The sequence below is a fragment of the Olleya sp. HaHaR_3_96 genome (genome assembly GCF_019278545.1).
Lineage (GTDB): Bacteria > Bacteroidota > Bacteroidia > Flavobacteriales > Flavobacteriaceae > Olleya.
On record NZ_CP058987.1, the window covers coordinates 3,661,389 to 3,680,733 of the forward strand.

At 32.2% G+C, this 19,345-nt stretch carries 15 protein-coding genes; 2 read left to right on the top strand and 13 right to left on the bottom strand.

What is annotated here, in order from left to right; genetic code table 11:
- Nucleotides 1–45 precede the first annotated feature (45 nt).
- Nucleotides 46–1,614: a hypothetical protein gene (locus H0I26_RS16120; RefSeq protein WP_218699980.1), complete on the bottom strand. Its 1,569-nt coding sequence runs from the start codon at nucleotides 1,612–1,614 to the stop codon at nucleotides 46–48.
- Nucleotides 1,615–1,810: 196 nt separating this feature from the next.
- On the opposite strand from H0I26_RS16120, the gene H0I26_RS16125 reads away from it, so the two are divergent.
- Complete coding sequence (locus H0I26_RS16125) at nucleotides 1,811–3,364, top strand: FMN-binding glutamate synthase family protein (RefSeq protein WP_218699981.1); 1,554 nt, start codon at nucleotides 1,811–1,813, stop codon at nucleotides 3,362–3,364.
- Between the two features lie 68 nt (nucleotides 3,365–3,432).
- Here H0I26_RS16125 and H0I26_RS16130 read toward each other — a convergent pair whose 3' ends face one another.
- The 10 genes from H0I26_RS16130 to H0I26_RS16175 all read right to left on the bottom strand — a co-directional run bounded on the left by H0I26_RS16130 (nucleotide 3,433) and on the right by H0I26_RS16175 (nucleotide 15,160).
- Nucleotides 3,433–5,190 (bottom strand): hypothetical protein, encoded by a 1,758-nt coding sequence (locus H0I26_RS16130; protein WP_218699982.1) that lies wholly within the window; start codon nucleotides 5,188–5,190, stop codon nucleotides 3,433–3,435.
- 267 nt (nucleotides 5,191–5,457) lie between these two features.
- Complete coding sequence (locus H0I26_RS16135) at nucleotides 5,458–7,218, bottom strand: hypothetical protein (RefSeq protein WP_218699983.1); 1,761 nt, start codon at nucleotides 7,216–7,218, stop codon at nucleotides 5,458–5,460.
- A gap of 83 nt (nucleotides 7,219–7,301) precedes the next feature.
- On the bottom strand, nucleotides 7,302–8,042 hold the full coding sequence (locus H0I26_RS16140; RefSeq protein WP_218699984.1) for a LytR/AlgR family response regulator transcription factor: 741 nt from the start codon (nucleotides 8,040–8,042) through the stop codon (nucleotides 7,302–7,304).
- Between the two features lie 3 nt (nucleotides 8,043–8,045).
- Entirely contained in the window at nucleotides 8,046–10,892 is a 2,847-nt protein-coding gene (locus H0I26_RS16145) for a histidine kinase (RefSeq protein WP_218699985.1), read from the bottom strand.
- Nucleotides 10,893–11,011: 119 nt separating this feature from the next.
- On the bottom strand, nucleotides 11,012–12,127 hold the full coding sequence (locus H0I26_RS16150) for a hypothetical protein (protein ID WP_218699986.1): 1,116 nt from the start codon (nucleotides 12,125–12,127) through the stop codon (nucleotides 11,012–11,014).
- 2 nt (nucleotides 12,128–12,129) lie between these two features.
- Nucleotides 12,130–12,438 (bottom strand): hypothetical protein, encoded by a 309-nt coding sequence (locus H0I26_RS16155; RefSeq protein ID WP_218699987.1) that lies wholly within the window; start codon nucleotides 12,436–12,438, stop codon nucleotides 12,130–12,132.
- Nucleotides 12,439–12,448: 10 nt separating this feature from the next.
- Nucleotides 12,449–12,895 (bottom strand): hypothetical protein, encoded by a 447-nt coding sequence (locus H0I26_RS16160; RefSeq protein ID WP_218699988.1) that lies wholly within the window; start codon nucleotides 12,893–12,895, stop codon nucleotides 12,449–12,451.
- 59 nt (nucleotides 12,896–12,954) lie between these two features.
- A complete protein-coding gene (locus tag H0I26_RS16165) occupies nucleotides 12,955–13,635 on the bottom strand; it encodes a hypothetical protein (RefSeq protein WP_218699989.1) in 681 nt (226 codons plus the stop codon).
- A 264-nt stretch (nucleotides 13,636–13,899) separates the two neighbouring features.
- Nucleotides 13,900–14,355 (bottom strand): hypothetical protein, encoded by a 456-nt coding sequence (locus H0I26_RS16170; RefSeq protein WP_218699990.1) that lies wholly within the window; start codon nucleotides 14,353–14,355, stop codon nucleotides 13,900–13,902.
- A gap of 4 nt (nucleotides 14,356–14,359) precedes the next feature.
- Complete coding sequence (locus H0I26_RS16175) at nucleotides 14,360–15,160, bottom strand: prolipoprotein diacylglyceryl transferase (protein WP_218699991.1); 801 nt, start codon at nucleotides 15,158–15,160, stop codon at nucleotides 14,360–14,362.
- A gap of 403 nt (nucleotides 15,161–15,563) precedes the next feature.
- Between H0I26_RS16175 and H0I26_RS16180 the strand changes: the two genes are divergently transcribed.
- Entirely contained in the window at nucleotides 15,564–16,082 is a 519-nt protein-coding gene (locus H0I26_RS16180) for a hypothetical protein (RefSeq protein WP_218699992.1), read from the top strand.
- Nucleotides 16,083–16,162: 80 nt separating this feature from the next.
- On the opposite strand, the gene H0I26_RS16185 is transcribed toward H0I26_RS16180, so the two are convergent.
- The gene (locus tag H0I26_RS16185; protein WP_101019315.1) at nucleotides 16,163–17,080 is read right to left on the bottom strand and encodes a patatin family protein; all 918 of its coding nucleotides are present in this window, start codon (nucleotides 17,078–17,080) and stop codon (nucleotides 16,163–16,165) included.
- Nucleotide 17,081: 1 nt separating this feature from the next.
- Nucleotides 17,082–19,154: a M1 family metallopeptidase gene (locus H0I26_RS16190; RefSeq protein ID WP_218699993.1), complete on the bottom strand. Its 2,073-nt coding sequence runs from the start codon at nucleotides 19,152–19,154 to the stop codon at nucleotides 17,082–17,084.
- Nucleotides 19,155–19,345: the final 191 nt, after the last annotated feature.

Here is a 19,345-nt window from a genome sequence, read left to right on the forward strand (position 1 = left end):
ATGTAACCGTTTTAACCCCTTGTATTTGTTAATAATTATAAACAATTACTCATCTTTTGTACCATCTCCTGCCATAGCAGAGATTAAACCAGCTTGAGTATTTTTCCAAACAAAATTAAAAACAGACTTTGTTTGATCTCTTGTCACAGTTTTAGTATCACTATTTCTAAAGTTATCTAACTGATCCTTACTATTTTTAGATACAAAAAGATTAATCAATCCAGATAGTAATCTGTTTTTTTCTTTCCCATTATCCTTAAGTAAGATGATATCAAATTGACTATACTTCGTTTTTAGATTAACTTTTGAAGTTATCGCATTTCCGTCAATGGTAAAAAATGTTTGGACTAAATCACCTTCCAACTTTAAATTTAGATTAGGTGTCATAAATTGATTCAAATCTTCTGCTTTTAGAAGCCCCAAATCAGCTTTAAAAACAAATTGATCTGTTTTATCTGTAACATCAAAAGACCAATTTATTTTAAGCGGTGTGTTGTTCATAAAAAAACAATCGATATCTATTTTAGTCTTATTTACGTCCAACATGGCATTATTAACGTTACTAAAAACACCATTAAAATTAGAGAAAGTTAATTGTCCTGCTGTATTATTTACTTTTACCTTTTCTTGATAAGTAATAGTACCGTTGTTTATTTTAACAGCCTCAACCTGGAGGTTAAAACCAAGATCCCGTAACGACTTACTATACATGTTTTTACTCGTCAAATCATCAGCGACTAGCTTATCTCTATAAATATTAAATACAGGAGTATCAATTAATATAGCATCCGAAGCAAACCCTATTGGTTTTTTATTTTGAAACTGAATTTTTTGATTATGGATTTCTATTTTAGGAATGTTTAACTCAAAATGATCACGCTCTGTTATTATCATTTTGGACAAAGCTTCTTTTGAATATTTAGTCTTTAATTTAAAACCTGAAGCTACCACTTTACTATTGTCTACTGTTACATGTGCTAATGTTATATTTTCAAAATCATTAGCTTGATAGTGTAAACCATCCATGACTATAGACGATTTATTAAACTGAAAAGGGACATCGTTTTTTTTACTTGTATCCACTTGAAAATCCGTCATCAAAAAATCTACTTTTTCTGCTTTAGCTACAAGCGAATCATTCTGAGCATTATACACCTCAAAAAAGGCATTATCCAGTGTTATCTGATCGACTGTCAAGACTTGTTTCAACTTATCAAATATAGATTGGTCTTCCTCCTCTATATTAACTTTTCTATCGTGATAATACTTAATTTTTGGGTTACTAAAATGAATAGCATGGATTGCAAAATTATTATTAACCATATAGTCCCAATAGCTAAGCCCTTCTATAGCAAAAGATGACATTGTAATTATTGTATTATCCTTTCCTGGCGTTTGACCTTTAATATTTAAAGATGGATTTTTTATAGTAATACTTCCCGAAAGGATACTAATATCAGAATTATCATATTGGAAAGAGATATGCTCAGGCAAATTAGAAATGTAGTCTTCTAATTTATTTTTCACTATTGCTTTTGTCATAAACACCCCAATTATAAAGAGCACCAAAACGATAGCAATTGCAATCCCTATTTTTTTTCTTTTATCACTCATCTTATAAAGATAAAACTTACATTTCTAATCACAATATTTTATAAATATCTTAACATCAGCACGCCATTTGATTGATTCCTTTATGTATTAAAACTGCAGTATTTAACGCTTCAAAAAGGCCTTTTATTTTTTTATAACACTAAATGCATCCAAATTATAGATATTCCTTATTTTTGATAAAATCTTTTCTTAAAATATGGACACATTTATAAACTTTTTTTCAAACATTTCTTGGTGGCTTTGGATAATCATTGTACTAGTTATAATTGCTATACGTGATATTTTTCAACGTAAACATACCATTAGTCACAATTTTCCTATCGTCGGACACTTTAGGTATATGCTTGAAAAAATCGGTCCAGAACTAAGACAGTATTTGGTGGCCAATAATAGAGAAGAATTACCTTTTAATCGTATTGAACGTGGATGGATTTATGCCTCTGCTAAGAAAGAAAATAATTACGAAGGCTTTGGTACGGATAGAGATATTTACGCACATCAGCACATTTTTATAAACAATGCTATGATGCCTTACAAGGTCGAAGATAATCATCCACATGCTGAAGACAAGTGCTTTTTGCCTTGCGCAAAGGTTATGGGCGAATTTAGTAATCGTAAAAGACCATTCAGACCCGGATCTGTTATTAATGTCTCTGCGATGAGTTTTGGCTCACTTTCCGCAAAAGCGATAGAATCTTTAAATAAAGGTGTTAAAATAGCTGGAGCTTATCATAATACAGGTGAAGGTGGTTTATCGCCATACCACAAAAATGGTGGAGATGTTGTGTTTCACTTTGGAACAGGCTATTTTGGAGTAAGAGCGGAAGATGGTGGATTCTCTATGGACAAAATGGTTAAATTAGTAGAAGACAATCCATTTGTTAGAGCTATTGAAGTTAAATTATCTCAAGGTGCAAAACCAGGAAAAGGTGGTGTATTACCAGGCGCAAAAATAACACCTCAAATTGCTGAAATTAGAGGTGTAGAAGTTGGAAAAGATGTACTCTCTCCTCCAAATCACAAAGCATTCTCAAATGTTCCTGAGCTAGTTGATTTTATTGAAGCTATTGCAGAAAAAACAGGATTACCCGTTGGTATTAAAGCTGCGATTGGTAAATTGGAACAATGGGAAGAATTAGCTGATATTATGGTTAACACAGGAAAAGGTCCTGATTTTATTACTGTTGATGGTGGTGAAGGTGGTACTGGTGCAGCACCTCCAAGCTTTGCAGACCACGTTAGTTTACCTTGGGTTTACGGCTTTGGGGACTTGTACAAACTGTTTCAAAGTAAAGGATTAAGCGAACGTATTGTGTTTATTGGTAGTGGTAAATTAGGATTCCCTGCTAAAGCAGCTATGGCGTTTGCAATGGGTGCCGATTGTATTAATGTTGCACGTGAAGCTATGATGAGTATTGGTTGTATACAAGCACAAGTTTGTCATACTAATACTTGCCCAAGTGGTGTTGCTACACAAAACAAATGGCTACAAAACGGAATTGACCCAACGTTAAAATCGGAACGCTTAGCACAATATTTTAAAACGTTTAGAAAAGAATTTATAGAAATCACACATGCTGCTGGTTACGAACATCCATGCGAGTTTAAAATGACAGATATTGAAGTTAATGTAGACGATCATAATTTATCTTCAGAATTAAATAGCACTTATGGTTATGATAAAACTGTCGTTCCTTTTAATGGAATACAAAGCTTGAAAGATTGTAAGTATTTAGGTGGACAAAATTAATCTAAAACTATAGAAATAAAAAAAAGAGGATTCAGTTGAATCCTCTTTTTCGTTTTATAGGTTTTATTCTAACTATCTCTTAAAACATGTATTGAGGCCAATACAGATCTAACAACACCACTGTTATCAGTGAAATCACCAGAAACAGTCACATCTATATAGTCTCCAACTGCTCCAAAATTAGTTAAATTGAATTGAAGTGTATTAGGTGCAGAATGATCAATATCTATACCTACTTCAAGAATAAAACTTGATGGTGAATTGGTTGTATATATTCCCGGTGTTATAGCCCCTCCCAATAATACAAAACTAGTAGTATTGGTTTGATGACCAACATGAAAAGAAGTTCCCCCTGAATTTAGACTTCCACTAAGGTTAATTATATAATAATCCACAGGATCATTATCTATTTGCACACTAATGTATTCTGTAACTGCTGTACAAGCAATGATATTTCCCACATTTGTAACACTAGAGTTAAAAGGAAGCATTGTAGTTGTTTGAAACGTATCAAAATCTACACCTTCTAAAGTATAATCTGCCAAAGCTGAACATTCTAATATATTAAATGAAAAACTACCATTAGTAACTTCCACAGAAGAATAAGTACTACCATAATCTATAGCTATATAGCCGTTAGTAACATTCGCGTTAGCACAATCTACTAGATTACCTGAAATATTTATTGCAGAAACAGTTGTCATTGCAATACTACCATAGTTAGTATCTACAGAAAAAGGTCCTATTGTAGTACTGTACGCTTCTATTCCACATTGATCAAATGCTTTTAATGTTAACGTTTCATTCGCTGGAATTAAGCCACAAATTTCACCACTTCCATTAGAGAACCCTGTTCTAGGATAGATCGCACCACTTCTCCATAACTCGACACGCATATTAGAAAAAGGCACTCCAGAACCATCATCCATAGTCATACACAATGTTACTGTAGGAAACTGTGCATCGCAATTCCACCAAGAAAAATGAGACACTTCTCCAACATACTTACCGCCTATTAACGTTGCTATTCCATCTTCTACCCAATAGCCATTAACCTCATCAAAGTGCCATAATGGTATTGTTGCAGGAGCTACGCCTGTTTGTGCAGGATCTACAGGCATTTCAATATCTGCAAAATGACCATCAGCTATATTCAATTCTTGACCAGAGTCACCTCTCAACTCTACATTTAGCATCCCATAAGACTCTAAAACACGTGCTTCTCCTCCTTGATTTACTGCTTGTAAACTTCCTGGCATAATAATATTATTATCTGGATTTGATGGATCTAAATAATACATTTTAACATCAATATTACCAGTATACGCATTACCGTTATCGTCTTTAAAGCTTCCATCAAAAGTTACTTTAGATCCATTTGGCAACTGCACATCACTGACTGATCCAGACGAAATTGTAGCTATAACATTATCTTGGACTAACATGATTTTAATCATATTAGTGCCTTGTGTTGGTATTACAGTTCTCATTCCTTTAAAATACCCTGCTTTATCCGCAATGATATATGCTTGCTTCTCTTTTACACTAGCATTTTTGATAATAAACATCCCATTGGCATCTGTAGAGGCTATTTTTGACCCAATATTAACCACTGCGTTTTCAATTGGTAAGTTGTTTTCATCTACAATACGTCCCATAAAATCGCTTTGGATAGTCGCTCCTAAATCAAGTTGGGAATTTCCAGAATTACCATCTGGAATAGTAGGCGTATCTACTCCTTCATTTGGATTACAAGATGTAAATACTGTTCCTAACACTACCATTAGACTTAGTATGAGTTTGAAATTTTTGTTTAGCATATTCATAATTTAAAGTTTTAATTGTTTCACCCTTATATAAACTTACCTATACTTTTGTTACCCTGTTTTGTTAAAATTATTTAAGCCCTTCGGCTAAACACCCCATTCTAAGACTATAAATAGCAGTACTATTTATTATCTTTAAATAAAATTTAATGTAATGACTCTCTCTTTATTTAATAAGATTTATAACAGAGACAAGCCCTTTTTTAAACAAAAAAAAGAAGGTTTCGGTAGAAACCTTCTTTTTTTTCAAAACATTGTTATCTATTTTTAAACCCCTCTTAATACGTGAATTGTTATTGACAAATCTCTAGAAACACCATTATTATCAACAAATCCTCCTGTTATTACCATATCAATATACTCTCCAATAGCTCCAAAATTATTAAGCGTAAACTGTAATGTATCAGGCATTCCAAAATCCATATTTATTCCTGTTTCTACATAGAAACCATTAGCGGATGATGCCGTGTACGTTCCAGGTACTATTGATTGACCAAAAACAACCAATCCATTACCAGTAGCTGTTTGATTACTAACATTAAACGACAATCCATCACTTCCTGTTCCTCCATTTAAATTGATTAAATAATAGTCTACAGGATCATTATCTATTTGAACAGTTATAAACTCCGTGACTGCACTACACGCTATTAAGTTTCCAACATTAGGATTATCAAAACTAAATGGAAGTGCTGTTGTGACTTGCAAACTATCATAATTAACACCTTCTAAAGTAAAATCAGATAAAGATGCACATTCTGTTACGTTAAACGTAAAACTACCATCAACAACGGTTACTGCAGAAAAAACACCGCCATAATTTACTGTCACGTAACCATTTGTGACATTTATATGATCACAATCTACTAAAGACCCCGTTATACTTGTTGAAGAAACCGTTGCCATAGTAATATCACCATAATTAGTATCTGTAGAAAATGGCCCTATAGAACTTGTATAAACCACTACACCACATTGATCTAAAGCTTTTAACGTTAAAACTTCATTAGCTGGAATTAATCCACAAATCTCACCAAAGCCATTTGAAGATCCAACTCTAGGATACGTCGCACCACTTCTCCACAATTCAACATTTATATTAGAAAAAGGCACCCCTACAACATCGACAATAGTCATACACAATGTTACTGTAGGAAACTGCGCATCACAATTCCACCAAGAAAAGTGAGACACTTCTCCAACATACTTACCGCCTATTAACGTTGCTATTCCGTCTTCTACCCAATACCCATTAACCTCATCAAAGTGCCATAAAGGTATTGTTGCTGGCGCCACTCCTGTTTGTCCTGGATCTACAGGCATTTCAATATCAGCAAAATGACCATCTGCTATGTTTAATTCTTGACCAGCATCTCCTCTTAATTCTACATTTAACATACCATAAGATTCCAAAACACGTGCTTCTCCTTGTTCATTTACTGCTTGTAAACTTCCTGGCATAATGCTATTAATATCTGGATTTGACGGGTCCAAATAGTACATTTTAACAGCTACATTACCAGAATAAGCATTACCATTATCGTCTTTAAAGCTTCCATCAAAGGTCACTTTTGTTCCATTTGGTAATTGCACATCGCTTACTGATCCTGATGAAATTGTAGCAATAACATTATCTTGGATTAACATGATTTTAATCATATTAGTCCCTTGCGTAGGTACTACGGTTCTCATCCCTTTTAAATAGCCTGATTTATCCGCTATTATATACGCTTGCTTTTCTTTTACACTAGCATTTTTAATAATAAACATACCATTAGCATCTGTAGACGCTATTTTTGATCCAATACTAACGACTGTATTTTCAATAGGTAAATTATTTTCATCTACAATGCGCCCCATAAAATCTCTCTGGATAGTCGCTCCTAAATCTAGTTGAGAACTACTTGGATTATCAACAGGCACATCGGGCATATCAACATCTTCGTTTGGATTACATGATGTAAATACTGTTCCTAATACAACCATTAGGCTTAGTATGAGTTTGAAGTTTTTGTTTAGAGTATTCATAATTTATAGTTTTAAGTGTTCAATATTAATTGTTCAACCTTATATAAACTGGCTTATGATTTTGTTACCCTATTTTTTCATCTTTATTTAAATAACCCCAAAAAAGCCTTTTTATTGGTTTTAGAAATAGGTACACGATACTCATTATCTAAAACGACATAACCTTCATTTTCAAAATGTCTTACTTTTTCTAAATTAATAATATGTGATTTATGACACTTAAAGAATGTAGCGTTAAGCAACTTTTCAAATCGTCCTAGATTATAAGAACTGGTTATTGTTGTATTATTAATTAAATGAATTTTAGTATACCCCTCATACCCTTCTAAATGCATCACTTCTTCCTGAGGAATAAAAGACATGCCCTTAGCTGTTGGCACTATAATCTTGTTATTGTTAGATAGTGTACTAGTTAATAAGTTTACCAATTTATGATTGCTATCGATATCCTCTTTTGTTTTTATAACTGAAATCGCTTTTTTTACCGCTACAATTAAATCTGCATCATCAATGGGTTTTAATACATAATCTATTGCATTTTGCTTAAAAGCCTCAATAGCGTACTCGCTATATGCCGTCACAAAAATAACTTGAAAATCAATAACGTTTAATTGCGCTAATAAATCAAACCCATTAATTCGAGGCATTTCAATATCTAAAAACACGATGTCAGGTTGATTATTTTGCAAAGCATTTATGGCATCTTCTGGTTTCTGAAACGCATTTAGAATAACAAGGTCTGGGAATAGTTTTCCTATCTTTTGCTCTAATCCTTTTAGGTTAGAAATTTCATCATCAATTAATATCGCTGTTAGTGCACTCATAAATTACAATTGGGTAATTATAAAGGTAGATATATTTCCTCTATCATTTAATTCTGGATGCAGCTCTTCTTCAGAATAAGAGATGTTCCATAACTCAGATTTATTTAAATATTTTATTCGGTCTTCCAGTACATTGGACGACTTCACTCTTTTAGTATTTCTTTTTTGAGTATTCACAAAACCAACACCATCATCGATGATCTTAACTTGGATGCTTTTATCTGATAAAGGCGTAATACTTAGACAAATTTTCCCATTGTCTAGCTTATTAAAAATACCATGATTAATAGCGTTTTCTACTATAGGTTGCAATAACATGGTTGGCAGTTTTATTTGTTTACTATTAATAGCAGCATCTATCTTAAAGACGTACTCAAACTTATCTTTAAAACGAAGTTTTTCAATATCTAAATAGTTTTTAATTAATTTAATCTCTTCATTTAAACTGATTTCAGTTTGTTTGGACAATTCGAAAAACTGGCGAATTAATTTAGAAAACTTAACCAGATAAGCTTCAGAAGCTTCAATTTCGTTATTATTAATATAATATTGTATGGCTGCCAAAGAGTTGAACACAAAATGAGGATTCATTTGAGACCGCAACGCTTTTAATTGGATTTCGGTTAACCGCTTTTCTTGCATCAACTGACTATTTTTCTTTTGTTGACTCTGTTTACTAACTTTCCAAACAACATAAACGATACTTGCAATAGCCAACACAGTCATTATTATCTTAACCCAAAGATATTGCCACCATAACGGAGTAATTGTAAAACTTAACTGTTTTTTTATTTTATTAGATTTAATATTAAGCGTGTAATCCCCAGGCATTACATTATTAAAACTAAAACTATTAGCACTAGCTAATATCCAGTTTTCATTTATTGGTTCTAATTTATAACTGTAACTAAACCCCGTATCTAAATCAGAAAAATCGATATTAGAAACTATAAAATTAAGCGTGTTATTATCTTGATATTTAAACTCGGAATGAGCTGTTGTTATCTCTTGGTTATTATAACTCGCTTTATCAATATAAATATCTAATAATTGAGATTGACAGGTTATATTTTCAGGTAAAATAGCAATACCATAATTAGTACTAACCATCAACTTATCTTGATAAACCAATACATTACTAACGCTATTTGATGGCAGCCCGTTGTTTATATTAATTTTTATCTGAAACTGATACCCCTCTTCTTTTTTTATATATTTTAAAACACCAGACTCCGTAGACAACCAAATGGTATTATCTTTTACATAAGCATTATTCACAATTAAAAACTCCGATTGAGGTAACTGTTTAATCGATTTTAAATCTGATATAAATGCTCCAAATCCATCTGTATTTAGCAATATTTGAGTATCAGAAACTTTAGTTATACTTAATATAGACTTATCAAACTCTTGGTTTGAAAAATTAATAGTTTCGCACGTTTCATTTTTCAATTGCTTTAACCCGTTTGAGGTTGCTATTAAAAGTTTATCGCCAAAAGACATAATTTGATTTATTCCACTTTGTGAATAATTTTTTTCTACATTAAATGTTTTCGGATTTATTTTATTAATTCCAAAGGAATATCTGCTATACAGGTACTTATCTAAATACACTATTTGACGTGCCTTATCATTGACTCCATAAATATTATCTTCTAAATCAATATCTGTAATCACTTCTTTTTTTGAAACTTTTATATGTTTTTTAGATATATAAAACTCGGTATTTAACGCCTCTAGGTAAGAGGCATCATAAAGATAACTAGACTCTTGAATAAAAGGAACGAATTTATTTTTTGACGTCTCATATTTATAAAATCCTTTATTAAAAACATTAGCTATAATTTTATTATTTACACAGCTAATATTGGTGACACTCTCCGCTTCTAAACAGTATTTTATATTTTGTTTTTCTTTTGGCAAATGATAAATACCATTGGTAAACGTCGTTACCCAAATAGATCCTGAAGCATCAATAAAACCGAAATGCGCATTTAACCGCTTAGGAATATAATATGTTTCTGTAATGTGCAGCTTACTATCTAACACCCCCACAAAACCTTGTCCTGAAATTTGAATTTGATTATTGACTAGATTCAGCCTAACATGTTTAGACTGCTCAATACCTATTTCTTCTTTAAAATTTCTTTTATATAATTTTAAAGTATTGAGATTAAAAATATTGTATTGTTTATCATTTACCCAATAAAATAGACTGTCTGTAATTTGCCCTCTCACATGGAGCTTATCAATAACATTATTAGAGTGAAATTTCTTAATTGTGTGATTGTTTTTATCTTGAATAAAAACAGTATCCAATGCCGCATTAATTTTATAACCTAATACTGTTTTATGCTTGATATAACTATTTGTTCTTAAACTTCCTATTTTATAATCTGATAAAACCTTCCATTGATCCTCTTTCAAAACATGAAACCTATTAGAACTTGTCAAAAACACATCGTTACCAACCTGACTAGAAAAAATAGGATTAAAAATTTCTCCTTTCAATTCGCTTTCAAAAGCATAGACACTATCGTTTTCAATATATCCTAATTTAGAAGCTTTGGATAGGTACCAAAGCTTGCCGTCTGGTGTTGGATAAATTCCCCAAACATCATTATTAGATAACCCCTCTTTGGTCGTAAATGTTTTTACGGTATTTCCGTTATATTTTACCAACCCTTTATCCGTGGCTATCCATAAAAACCCCTTTTGATCCTGCGCCAATTTATAAACATGATTACTAGGTAAGCCATCTTTGGTTGTATAATTGGTAAATTGTTGCGCAAAAGAAAAACCCCATATCAAAAAGGATAATAATAGGATATGGTGTTTTTTATATTTCAATAGTATTTTGTTTTATCGTTATAACAAAAGTAATGTTTTAAGCCTTGATTAATTTATCTTAAAAATAATGCCTGGTTTAAAATCATTTTCTCTGAACTAATTATAAACCTAAAAACTTATTAATCGGTAGTCACACTGTTTCCGTTAGCTATTAATGTATTATAATCCGTAACTCCTTGACCTGTTGGCGGTGCCAAAGTTTGTTGGCCATCTAGTCTAACACTCTTACCTGAAAAAGGTGGTGAAATTGCAACTAATTGACTTAAAACAGCATTAACATCTGAAGAACTAAAATTATTACTTGGAAAATAGACTTGACTAAATGAAGTTAAAGCAGGAAAGCTGATTGTTGTCAAGCTAGCATTATTGTACAAATTAAAAGAAGATGCTGCAGTTACTAATTGCGGTAAATTGATTGTTACCAACTGAGGATTAAGAGAAATTGTAAATTGGGTCACAGATATTAAAGACGACAAATCGACACTGGTCAATACGTCATTATTAAAAATACCCAAATTACTATTTGTGCTTGTTAAATTAGATAAATCTAACGTTAGTAAATTAGGATTATTATATACAACAACCGCATTACTAGTAGTAATACTACTTAAATCTAATGCTGTTAAATTTACATTATCTTCAAACTCTATACTATAGATATCAGTTAGATTACTTACTACCACATTATTCACATTACTATTACGCAGATAAAACTCATGAACATCTGAAAGTGCTGAAAAATCTACCTGTTGTAAAGACGTTGTATTTAAATCAGCACTTCCCTCGATATACAAATAATAGGATACTTTTTCTAAACTTGATAAATCTAAAGCGGATACTAATGGATTATCACTAAACCTTATGTCCTGACTAACTTCTACTAAATTAGAGATATTTATAGTTGTTAAAGCTATATTATCTTCAATAATCAAGTTTACCAACTGAGAAACACCTGACAAATCTAAAGTCGTCAGTTGTGTTGTATTTTCTACATAAATAAACTGTGTCATAGCTCCTATTTCATTTTGAATTTTTACAACAGCCTCGGCATCTGTTATCCCTCCATTAAAATAAACATAAGTTAAACCAGAAGTTGCCTGACCATCTGTTCCATCGGTACCATCGATGCCATCTTGACCATCCTGACCGTCAACGCCATCAACACCATCGACTCCACAAGACATCGCTAAAATTAATACTACACTACATAATAGTTGTTTAAAAATCATCTTCATAATTATTGTTCTTTATTTGCGTTATAAAAATCTAAAGCTTCAAAAAATGGAAAGCCAAAGAAAGGACCTCCTTCTTTATACATGGTTATTTTTACACCATCCAAAAAATCACCAGAAAATTTAATGTCATGGACATCTGCTTCCGTTAATTTTCTGTTGTGGATTAAATAGTACTTTACTATTTCCATTTTTTTAGCGTCACTTAGTTGTTTTGTCGTTTCTGTCGTCGCTTCATCTTTAGCAACTTGCTCTTTACAATTAAAAACAAGCAAGCCAAGACAAAAGACCAAATACTTTAGTTGTGTTTTCATGTTTTTCAATCTACAAGACTTCATCTATTATTACACAAAACTCCACTTCTATACTACCATAAACAACATCTAACCGTACTTCGTCTCCTACAGCTGTTCCTGCACGTTGACAAGTCACGGTTACTTCATGTTCTTGCCCACTATCTAAGGTTAACAACCCTGTACCCGTCTCGTTAAGCTCGTTTACATTAGTGGTGAAAAATATGGTTGGCGCGCTTGAAAATGACGCGATTTCTATTCCAGGTGCACCAAAAGGACCATTACTTGCATTTGGAAAATATTGCGTATTCAATTCAGACTCTGCAATTATTGTTTGATCATTATTACTATTATCTAGGTAAGAAAACCCTTGATAATTACATTCCGTTTCGTTTGTTGCATCATTATTGGTGTCATCATCATTATTACATGATGTAACAAGACATAATAAAACTAGTATATATGTTATTTTTTTCATCTTTATAAATTTTTATAGTTTTCAATTTTACTTTTTTAGGTTAAAAAAACGATTTAAGGCTAATCTAATATTAATCCTAAAGTCCCTTCATAATGACCTGTAATCGTTGTTCCGCTTGTATCTAAAAAAGTATAATCTAAATCAATCGTACTATTTGAAGGTGTTGAATAATCTATATTAATGGCATTTATGATTACCATTGGTCCAGATGTTCCAACATAAGACCAAATACCATTAGCTTCTTGTATATGACAAAAATCAAGTCCATTTTCTGTTCCAAAAGTAGGATCCGGTTCTAAATCATACCCTAATAAAGAATCTGCTGAATACCCTGCATTAAATCCGCTTGTTAATACACTAGATGCGATATAAGTATTTCCTGAACTGATGACTCCTGATGTTAAACTTGGATTAGAAGCGCCTGCTAATATTTTTAACTTTACCATATTGGTTGTGCTATCTGAAAAACCATAAGCATAACCAACACCTACATCTCCAAAAGAATCTGTCATCCTACCATCTGTAAAGAAAAAATTATAATAATCTGGAAAAGTATCTCCATTGGCATCTGCTTGATCAATGGTAATGTAAGCATTCTCCGTTCCGTTAAACGTACCGCTAATTGTAAAACCATCTGTTGGTATTACTGGGTCTGTTTGTGCATCGTCATTATTATCACAACCAACTAGCGTTATTGCTAATAAGATTAATAATACTTTAAGTGTTTTTAATGTTTTCATAATTAAATTATTTTAAGTGTTCATCTTTATATCAATAAGCGTATAAAAATGTTACCCTAAATTTAAAGTTATTATGTATCTTTTCTCACATGGATAGTCCCTGAAATAAACTTTGTAACTCCTGCGCTATCTGTAAAATCACCAGAAAAAGCAACATCAATATACTCTGTTTGATTTCCAAAATTTGATATTATAAATTCAAAAATTCTGTGTCGTTGTAATAGTTGTAATTACTACTTAAGCTTGGTTTCGAAGGTCTTATCATTAATGATATTCATCAATTTTTACACAAAACTCAGCATCCAATCCCGAACCTGTCACTATAAATTGCATCCCTTCTCCAACTGCACTTCCTGTTGCTAAACACGTTACATTTACAGTTTGTATAACACCATCAATACTTAATTGACCTGTTCCAGCAGCATTTACAGTAACAACTGTGGTAACAAACCAAAAATCGCCTGGATTACTGGTTTCATAAATTTCCACTTCAGGCCCATTGGATGACGTATAGAAAAAATCTGTAGTTAATTCTGCTTCAGGTATTAAAGTCGTCGTATTGTTTGATGTATCTAAAGCATCGTAACCTTCATAATCACATGCTGAAGTTTCTGGTTCATCGTCTATCCCGTCATCCGCAGGACATCCAGAACCAATTATAAATAACGCTACTACCAATAATGTAATTGGGGAAATTGCTTTTAAAATCTTCTTTTTCATTGTATTAGGTTTTAATTAAGTTAATATTACTTTGTTTATAAAATTTAAAATAAAAATAGCTCGAAGCACAAATAAGACACAATCCAATAGCCTGAGAATGTGATAATATATTTTCAACTACATAACCTCTTTCATCTCCTCTAAACAGCTCTAAAATCCCTCGACCAAAACCATACAGTATTAAGTATGCTAAAAATATTTGCCCTGTAAATTGCTTTCGGTTTTTAATAAATAGAAGTATCAATAGTATTATCATTAATACGGTCACTTCATACAATTGCGTAGGATGAACGGCTACATCGTGTGTGGTTGGGAAAACTATCCCAAAACCACTATTCGTTGGATGTCCAAAACAACAACCCGCTGCAAAACAACCTAAACGTCCTATGGCATGAATTATAACTGTAGTTACTGCTAAAATATCTAACATTGGTAATACAGGTATTTTGTGTTTTTTTAAATACCAAATAACAACTGGAACAATAACTATAAACGAGCCATAAAATACATAACCACCATTAAAGCTGCTTAAAATTAAACTTGGATTATTAATATACAACATGGGATCCTGCAGATAAAAAAACAACTTACCGCCTACAAAGCCTGCAATAAAAACCAAGTAAAAAAAAGTGTTTGATAATTTAGTAATCCCTAATGTTTTTTTAGCACTCCATTTAGTATATAACGCCGCTATTAAAGTCCCTAGCGCTATTAAAGTAGCATAACTATATACGGTAACTTGTGTCAAACCAAAAAGACGAGAGAAAAATTCAGGTAACGAAAAATCAAATAGCTCTGGAAACATGTTTTATGTTTTTTTTTTAAATAAATCGGCAATACATGTTATTACTAACTTATTGCCGATTTATATAGAAAGATTAATAGCAAATCAAAAATAACATACAACCTCTAGCAAATACCTTACTATTGCATGACACGTTAGTTTCATGTCATGAAAAGTGGTTTTCATTAAATCAACTATACCACTTGAACTGTTAATTATTGGTCTACGTTTTTATATAAAAACAACCTTTGTTTTGTTACCCCTAAATATGATTCTTTTATTAAATTCGTTTTAAATCACAATATATATGCATTCAATAACAATGTAAAAACACTAATTTACAATTGAAGTTTTGATCGTATCCACGTATTCCTTGTACAATAAAATAAAAGACATTAAGTTTGCTATATAAACTAAACCTACTATGGAACAACAGATTTTAAACTTATTAATGTACACTATCCCCTCTGTAATAACAGGAGCTATCGCTTATCTTTTTTTTAGACAACATATGCAAAATGAAGAAGAGCGTCGTAAATTTAATATCTTAAAAACCTTAAGTAAAGAATCTTTACCTGTAAGACTACAAGCCTATGAGCGTCTAACTTTGTTTTTAGAACGCATCTCACCAAATAAATTATTACTGCGTGTTGCCCCATTATCATCAGACAAGCAGTCTTATGAAGACTTATTACTAAGCAGTATTGAGCAAGAGTTTGAACACAACTTAGCACAACAAATCTATTTAAGTGATGATTGCTGGACTATTATTAAGGCTTCAAAAAGTGCAACCATCCAATTGATTAGAAAAGTAAGTATGAGTGATAAAATTGACTCTGCTCACAAATTAAGAGAAGCCATTTTAAACGAAATGTTGGACAAACCAGCACCAAGTAACGCTGGATTACATTATATCAAAAAAGAAGTCGGAGAAATCTGGTAACCTTTTAAAGGTTCATAAAAAAAGTCCTATCAAACGATAGGACTTTTTTTATATCTAAATATGATTATAACCCCTAGAGATTACTCTATTGGCACAGTGGATCTAAATTCATCATGATTTTCATACTTATCCTGAGCATACAAATACCCTTGTAACCACCAATCTTCCATTAGTTTTTTATTAAAAATCAACGAGTTCTCCGTTAACTTAGTTGGTGTATAATACAAGTTAAGCTTTACATTCCTATGTTTTGCAGCCAATTTACCTATTGCAATATCTCCTTTTTCTACTTGGTCCAATAAATGACCGAACAGATTTATCATTAACGAAAACGGATTTTTCCCTAACACTTTATTGTATTCTAAGTTTTCACTTTCTAAAACAATAGCATCCACCTCTGTAGCCCCTCTTAAAATAGCCTCTCTAATTGGTATTACACAACCCAATCCTCCATCCGCATACTCAAATCCATCTTTTATAGCTAAGGACATAAACGGAATATAATTGCAAGAAATCCAGATCCATTCGCAAAACTCATCGTAATCATAATCGTTAATTGACTTATACTCTACACGGTTTTTAGATAAATTAGTAACCGTAACAACCACATCTTCTTTAGTGGCTTTAATAGTATCATATTCTGCTTTAGTAAAATGTACTTTAATATGCTTTTTAAGATTTTTACTTTCACCAAAAGTGCGTTTCTTCTTTAAAAACTGTAACGCTGTATTAAAATAATTAATAGAAACATACTCTCTATCCCCTTTCTTTTTAACCACAAACGGATTAATACTAAAAATAGAATTCTGATTAACATGCGTATAAATATCGTATAGCTTACCAATATTTCCAGTAGCTAAATGCGGAATTAATAGACTTCCAGTAGATGTTCCCAAAAACATATCGTACTGTTTACCTTCTTGTTCTATTAAATGTTGTGCAACTCCTCCTGCAAATGCACCTTTACTTCCTCCTCCAGATATGACTAATGCTTTCAAATTATTGTTTTTGGTTGTCCTGCAAATTACTAATTATAGATTTATATTTTTCATTTTCCGATAACAATTCTAAAAGTTGTTTCGCAAAACTCTTAAATCTCCAATTATGATGCTTTGAAGCCGCAATTAAGCTTGATAAAGCATCCTGATTAAACAATCCTAAACTGCTCAAAACATCAAATGCATTCTGGCGTAACTGAAAGCCATGTTCTGAAGCCGTATACCCGACCAATTCATTATAAAATGCCGTTTTACTATCTTCTTCATATCCTGGAGTTGCAATTGCCAAAGCCAACCACAGCGTTCTTACATTATAATCATTAAAACCATAAATTGTCTTCGTTTGGTCTAAATACACCTTTCGCTTTTGCGGAAAATTGACCCAAAGGTTATAAAGAGCAGCTTCATTTGTGATATAAGATTGATCATCAAGTAACGTTTCGTAATGTTTCTGAAATTTCAAAGGAATCTTTTGCAAACCCAAAGCCAAGGTTTGTCTTAATTTTATTTGGCCTGATTGAAACGCTTCCTCTATCAAATCATCTGACGTTGGATATTCAGGTGTTGACACCGCCTCTTCCAAAACCGCAACTTGAATAGCATAAAACCCTTTTGGCAATTCAGTTATCAAGCTTGACGGAATATAGTTGTCCTCAGCATCTGTTCTATAACTTAAATACGGATCTGTTTTCATGGTTAATAAAAACGATGACGTTTCATTCTTTCGTAAAGCAACTGCCATCTCTTCCTCTAAAACATCAGAAGCCAGTAACCATTGCGACACAAACCCTGTCAAATCCTGACCTGATGATTTTTCTACTTCTTTTATAAAATCATTGGTTTCTACATTTTTAAACGCGTTAGCTTTCAAATATATCTTTACAGCCTTTTTAAACGCCTTGTCACCTACTTTCTCACGTAAAGCATGTAATGCCCAAGCTCCTTTTTTATAAAACGTCGTGCTGCTTGATTTTGGATCTAGTAACGAGGTGCTCTCTCCAGCCACATCTTGCGCTATCAATTCTTGAGCATATTGGTAGAGTTGCCAATAGTAATAGTCCTCTCCAAAAATATCACGTTCTGCTAACAACGCATAATACGTTGCAAAACCTTCTTGTAACCAATGGTGTGTTCCTGAGGTTTCCGTCACCAAATCTCCAAACCACTGGTGCGCCAACTCGTGCGCATTAACATTAACGTAGTTTTTGTCCACAAAACTAGTCCTGTCAATCATAAAATAGTCACTAAAAATAGTACAACTGGTATTTTCCATTCCTGAATACAAAAAGTCCTTTACTGGTACTTGTTTGTAGTTTTGCCAAGGATAAGGCACGCCTATTTCATCTTCTAAAAAATCAAATAGTTGCTTAGTGTAGCGATAAGAGGGTTCGACCTTAGCCGAATCTTCTGGGTAGTAATATAACGCTATTGGTATTACACTTTTGGAGGTGATTACCTGCTTCTCATATTTACCAATTGCCAATGCAACAAGATAGCTTGACATTGGTTTTTGCATGTCATAATGCCAAGTGGTCGTTGAGTCATTACTAATTTTATTGACTAATGCACCGTTAGCAATAACCTGATAGTCTTTATCATAAGTAATTGATAAATCAAATTCGATTTTATCATTCATATCATCAATACTTGGCAACCAATGACTTGTATATTTACCTTGACCTTGCGTCCAGATTTGATGAGAGTTTTCTTTTTCAGTGAAGTAGAGTGCTTTTTTGGGAACCAAAAAATAGATTAATTTAAAAGAGTAAATAGAATCCTTCAAAAAATCACCTCTGTGTTTTTTAAATACAATCATGTCCTCTTTTAGACTCGCTTCAGCTTTTAAATTACTATCATGTATCTCAAAATGACGAATATTATTCCTTGAGTTTATAAATACCGAATCAATTTCTTTTAAAACTTTAAATTTATAAGTCACTCCTCCAACAATCATCTTTTCTGCTGTTTTAAACCCTATTTGAGCATCAATAGATATAAAATCAATAAATTCAGTTTGTTGCGCTTTCGCTGAAAGACATAAAAACGTAATAAATAGTACAAAAAGGTATCTCATAAATAGTTTTAAACAAGGATTAGACCAAAATACAATTTTTTGTGATGTGTTAACTCCTCTTTCTTTTGATTTCCTTTAGGGGAAATCAATATTCATTCTCCTCTTTCCAAAAAGAGGAGAGCTACTTAGTGACAAACCTTGCATTATATACATCAATGTTCTTTCTTTTTTTTTAGAGACATAAGATTACA

Coding starts and splice junctions, on each gene's coding strand:
- H0I26_RS16120 (WP_218699980.1), bottom strand. CDS start 1,614: ATGAGTGATAAAAGAAAAAAAATAGGGATTGCAATTGCTATCGTTTTG.
- H0I26_RS16125 (WP_218699981.1), top strand. CDS start 1,811: ATGGACACATTTATAAACTTTTTTTCAAACATTTCTTGGTGGCTTTGG.
- H0I26_RS16130 (WP_218699982.1), bottom strand. CDS start 5,190: ATGAATATGCTAAACAAAAATTTCAAACTCATACTAAGTCTAATGGTA.
- H0I26_RS16135 (WP_218699983.1), bottom strand. CDS start 7,218: ATGAATACTCTAAACAAAAACTTCAAACTCATACTAAGCCTAATGGTT.
- H0I26_RS16140 (WP_218699984.1), bottom strand. CDS start 8,042: ATGAGTGCACTAACAGCGATATTAATTGATGATGAAATTTCTAACCTA.
- H0I26_RS16150 (WP_218699986.1), bottom strand. CDS start 12,127: ATGAAGATGATTTTTAAACAACTATTATGTAGTGTAGTATTAATTTTA.
- H0I26_RS16155 (WP_218699987.1), bottom strand. CDS start 12,438: ATGAAAACACAACTAAAGTATTTGGTCTTTTGTCTTGGCTTGCTTGTT.
- H0I26_RS16160 (WP_218699988.1), bottom strand. CDS start 12,895: ATGAAAAAAATAACATATATACTAGTTTTATTATGTCTTGTTACATCA.
- H0I26_RS16165 (WP_218699989.1), bottom strand. CDS start 13,635: ATGAAAACATTAAAAACACTTAAAGTATTATTAATCTTATTAGCAATA.
- H0I26_RS16170 (WP_218699990.1), bottom strand. CDS start 14,355: ATGAAAAAGAAGATTTTAAAAGCAATTTCCCCAATTACATTATTGGTA.
- H0I26_RS16175 (WP_218699991.1), bottom strand. CDS start 15,160: ATGTTTCCAGAGCTATTTGATTTTTCGTTACCTGAATTTTTCTCTCGT.
- H0I26_RS16180 (WP_218699992.1), top strand. CDS start 15,564: ATGGAACAACAGATTTTAAACTTATTAATGTACACTATCCCCTCTGTA.
- H0I26_RS16190 (WP_218699993.1), bottom strand. CDS start 19,154: ATGAGATACCTTTTTGTACTATTTATTACGTTTTTATGTCTTTCAGCG.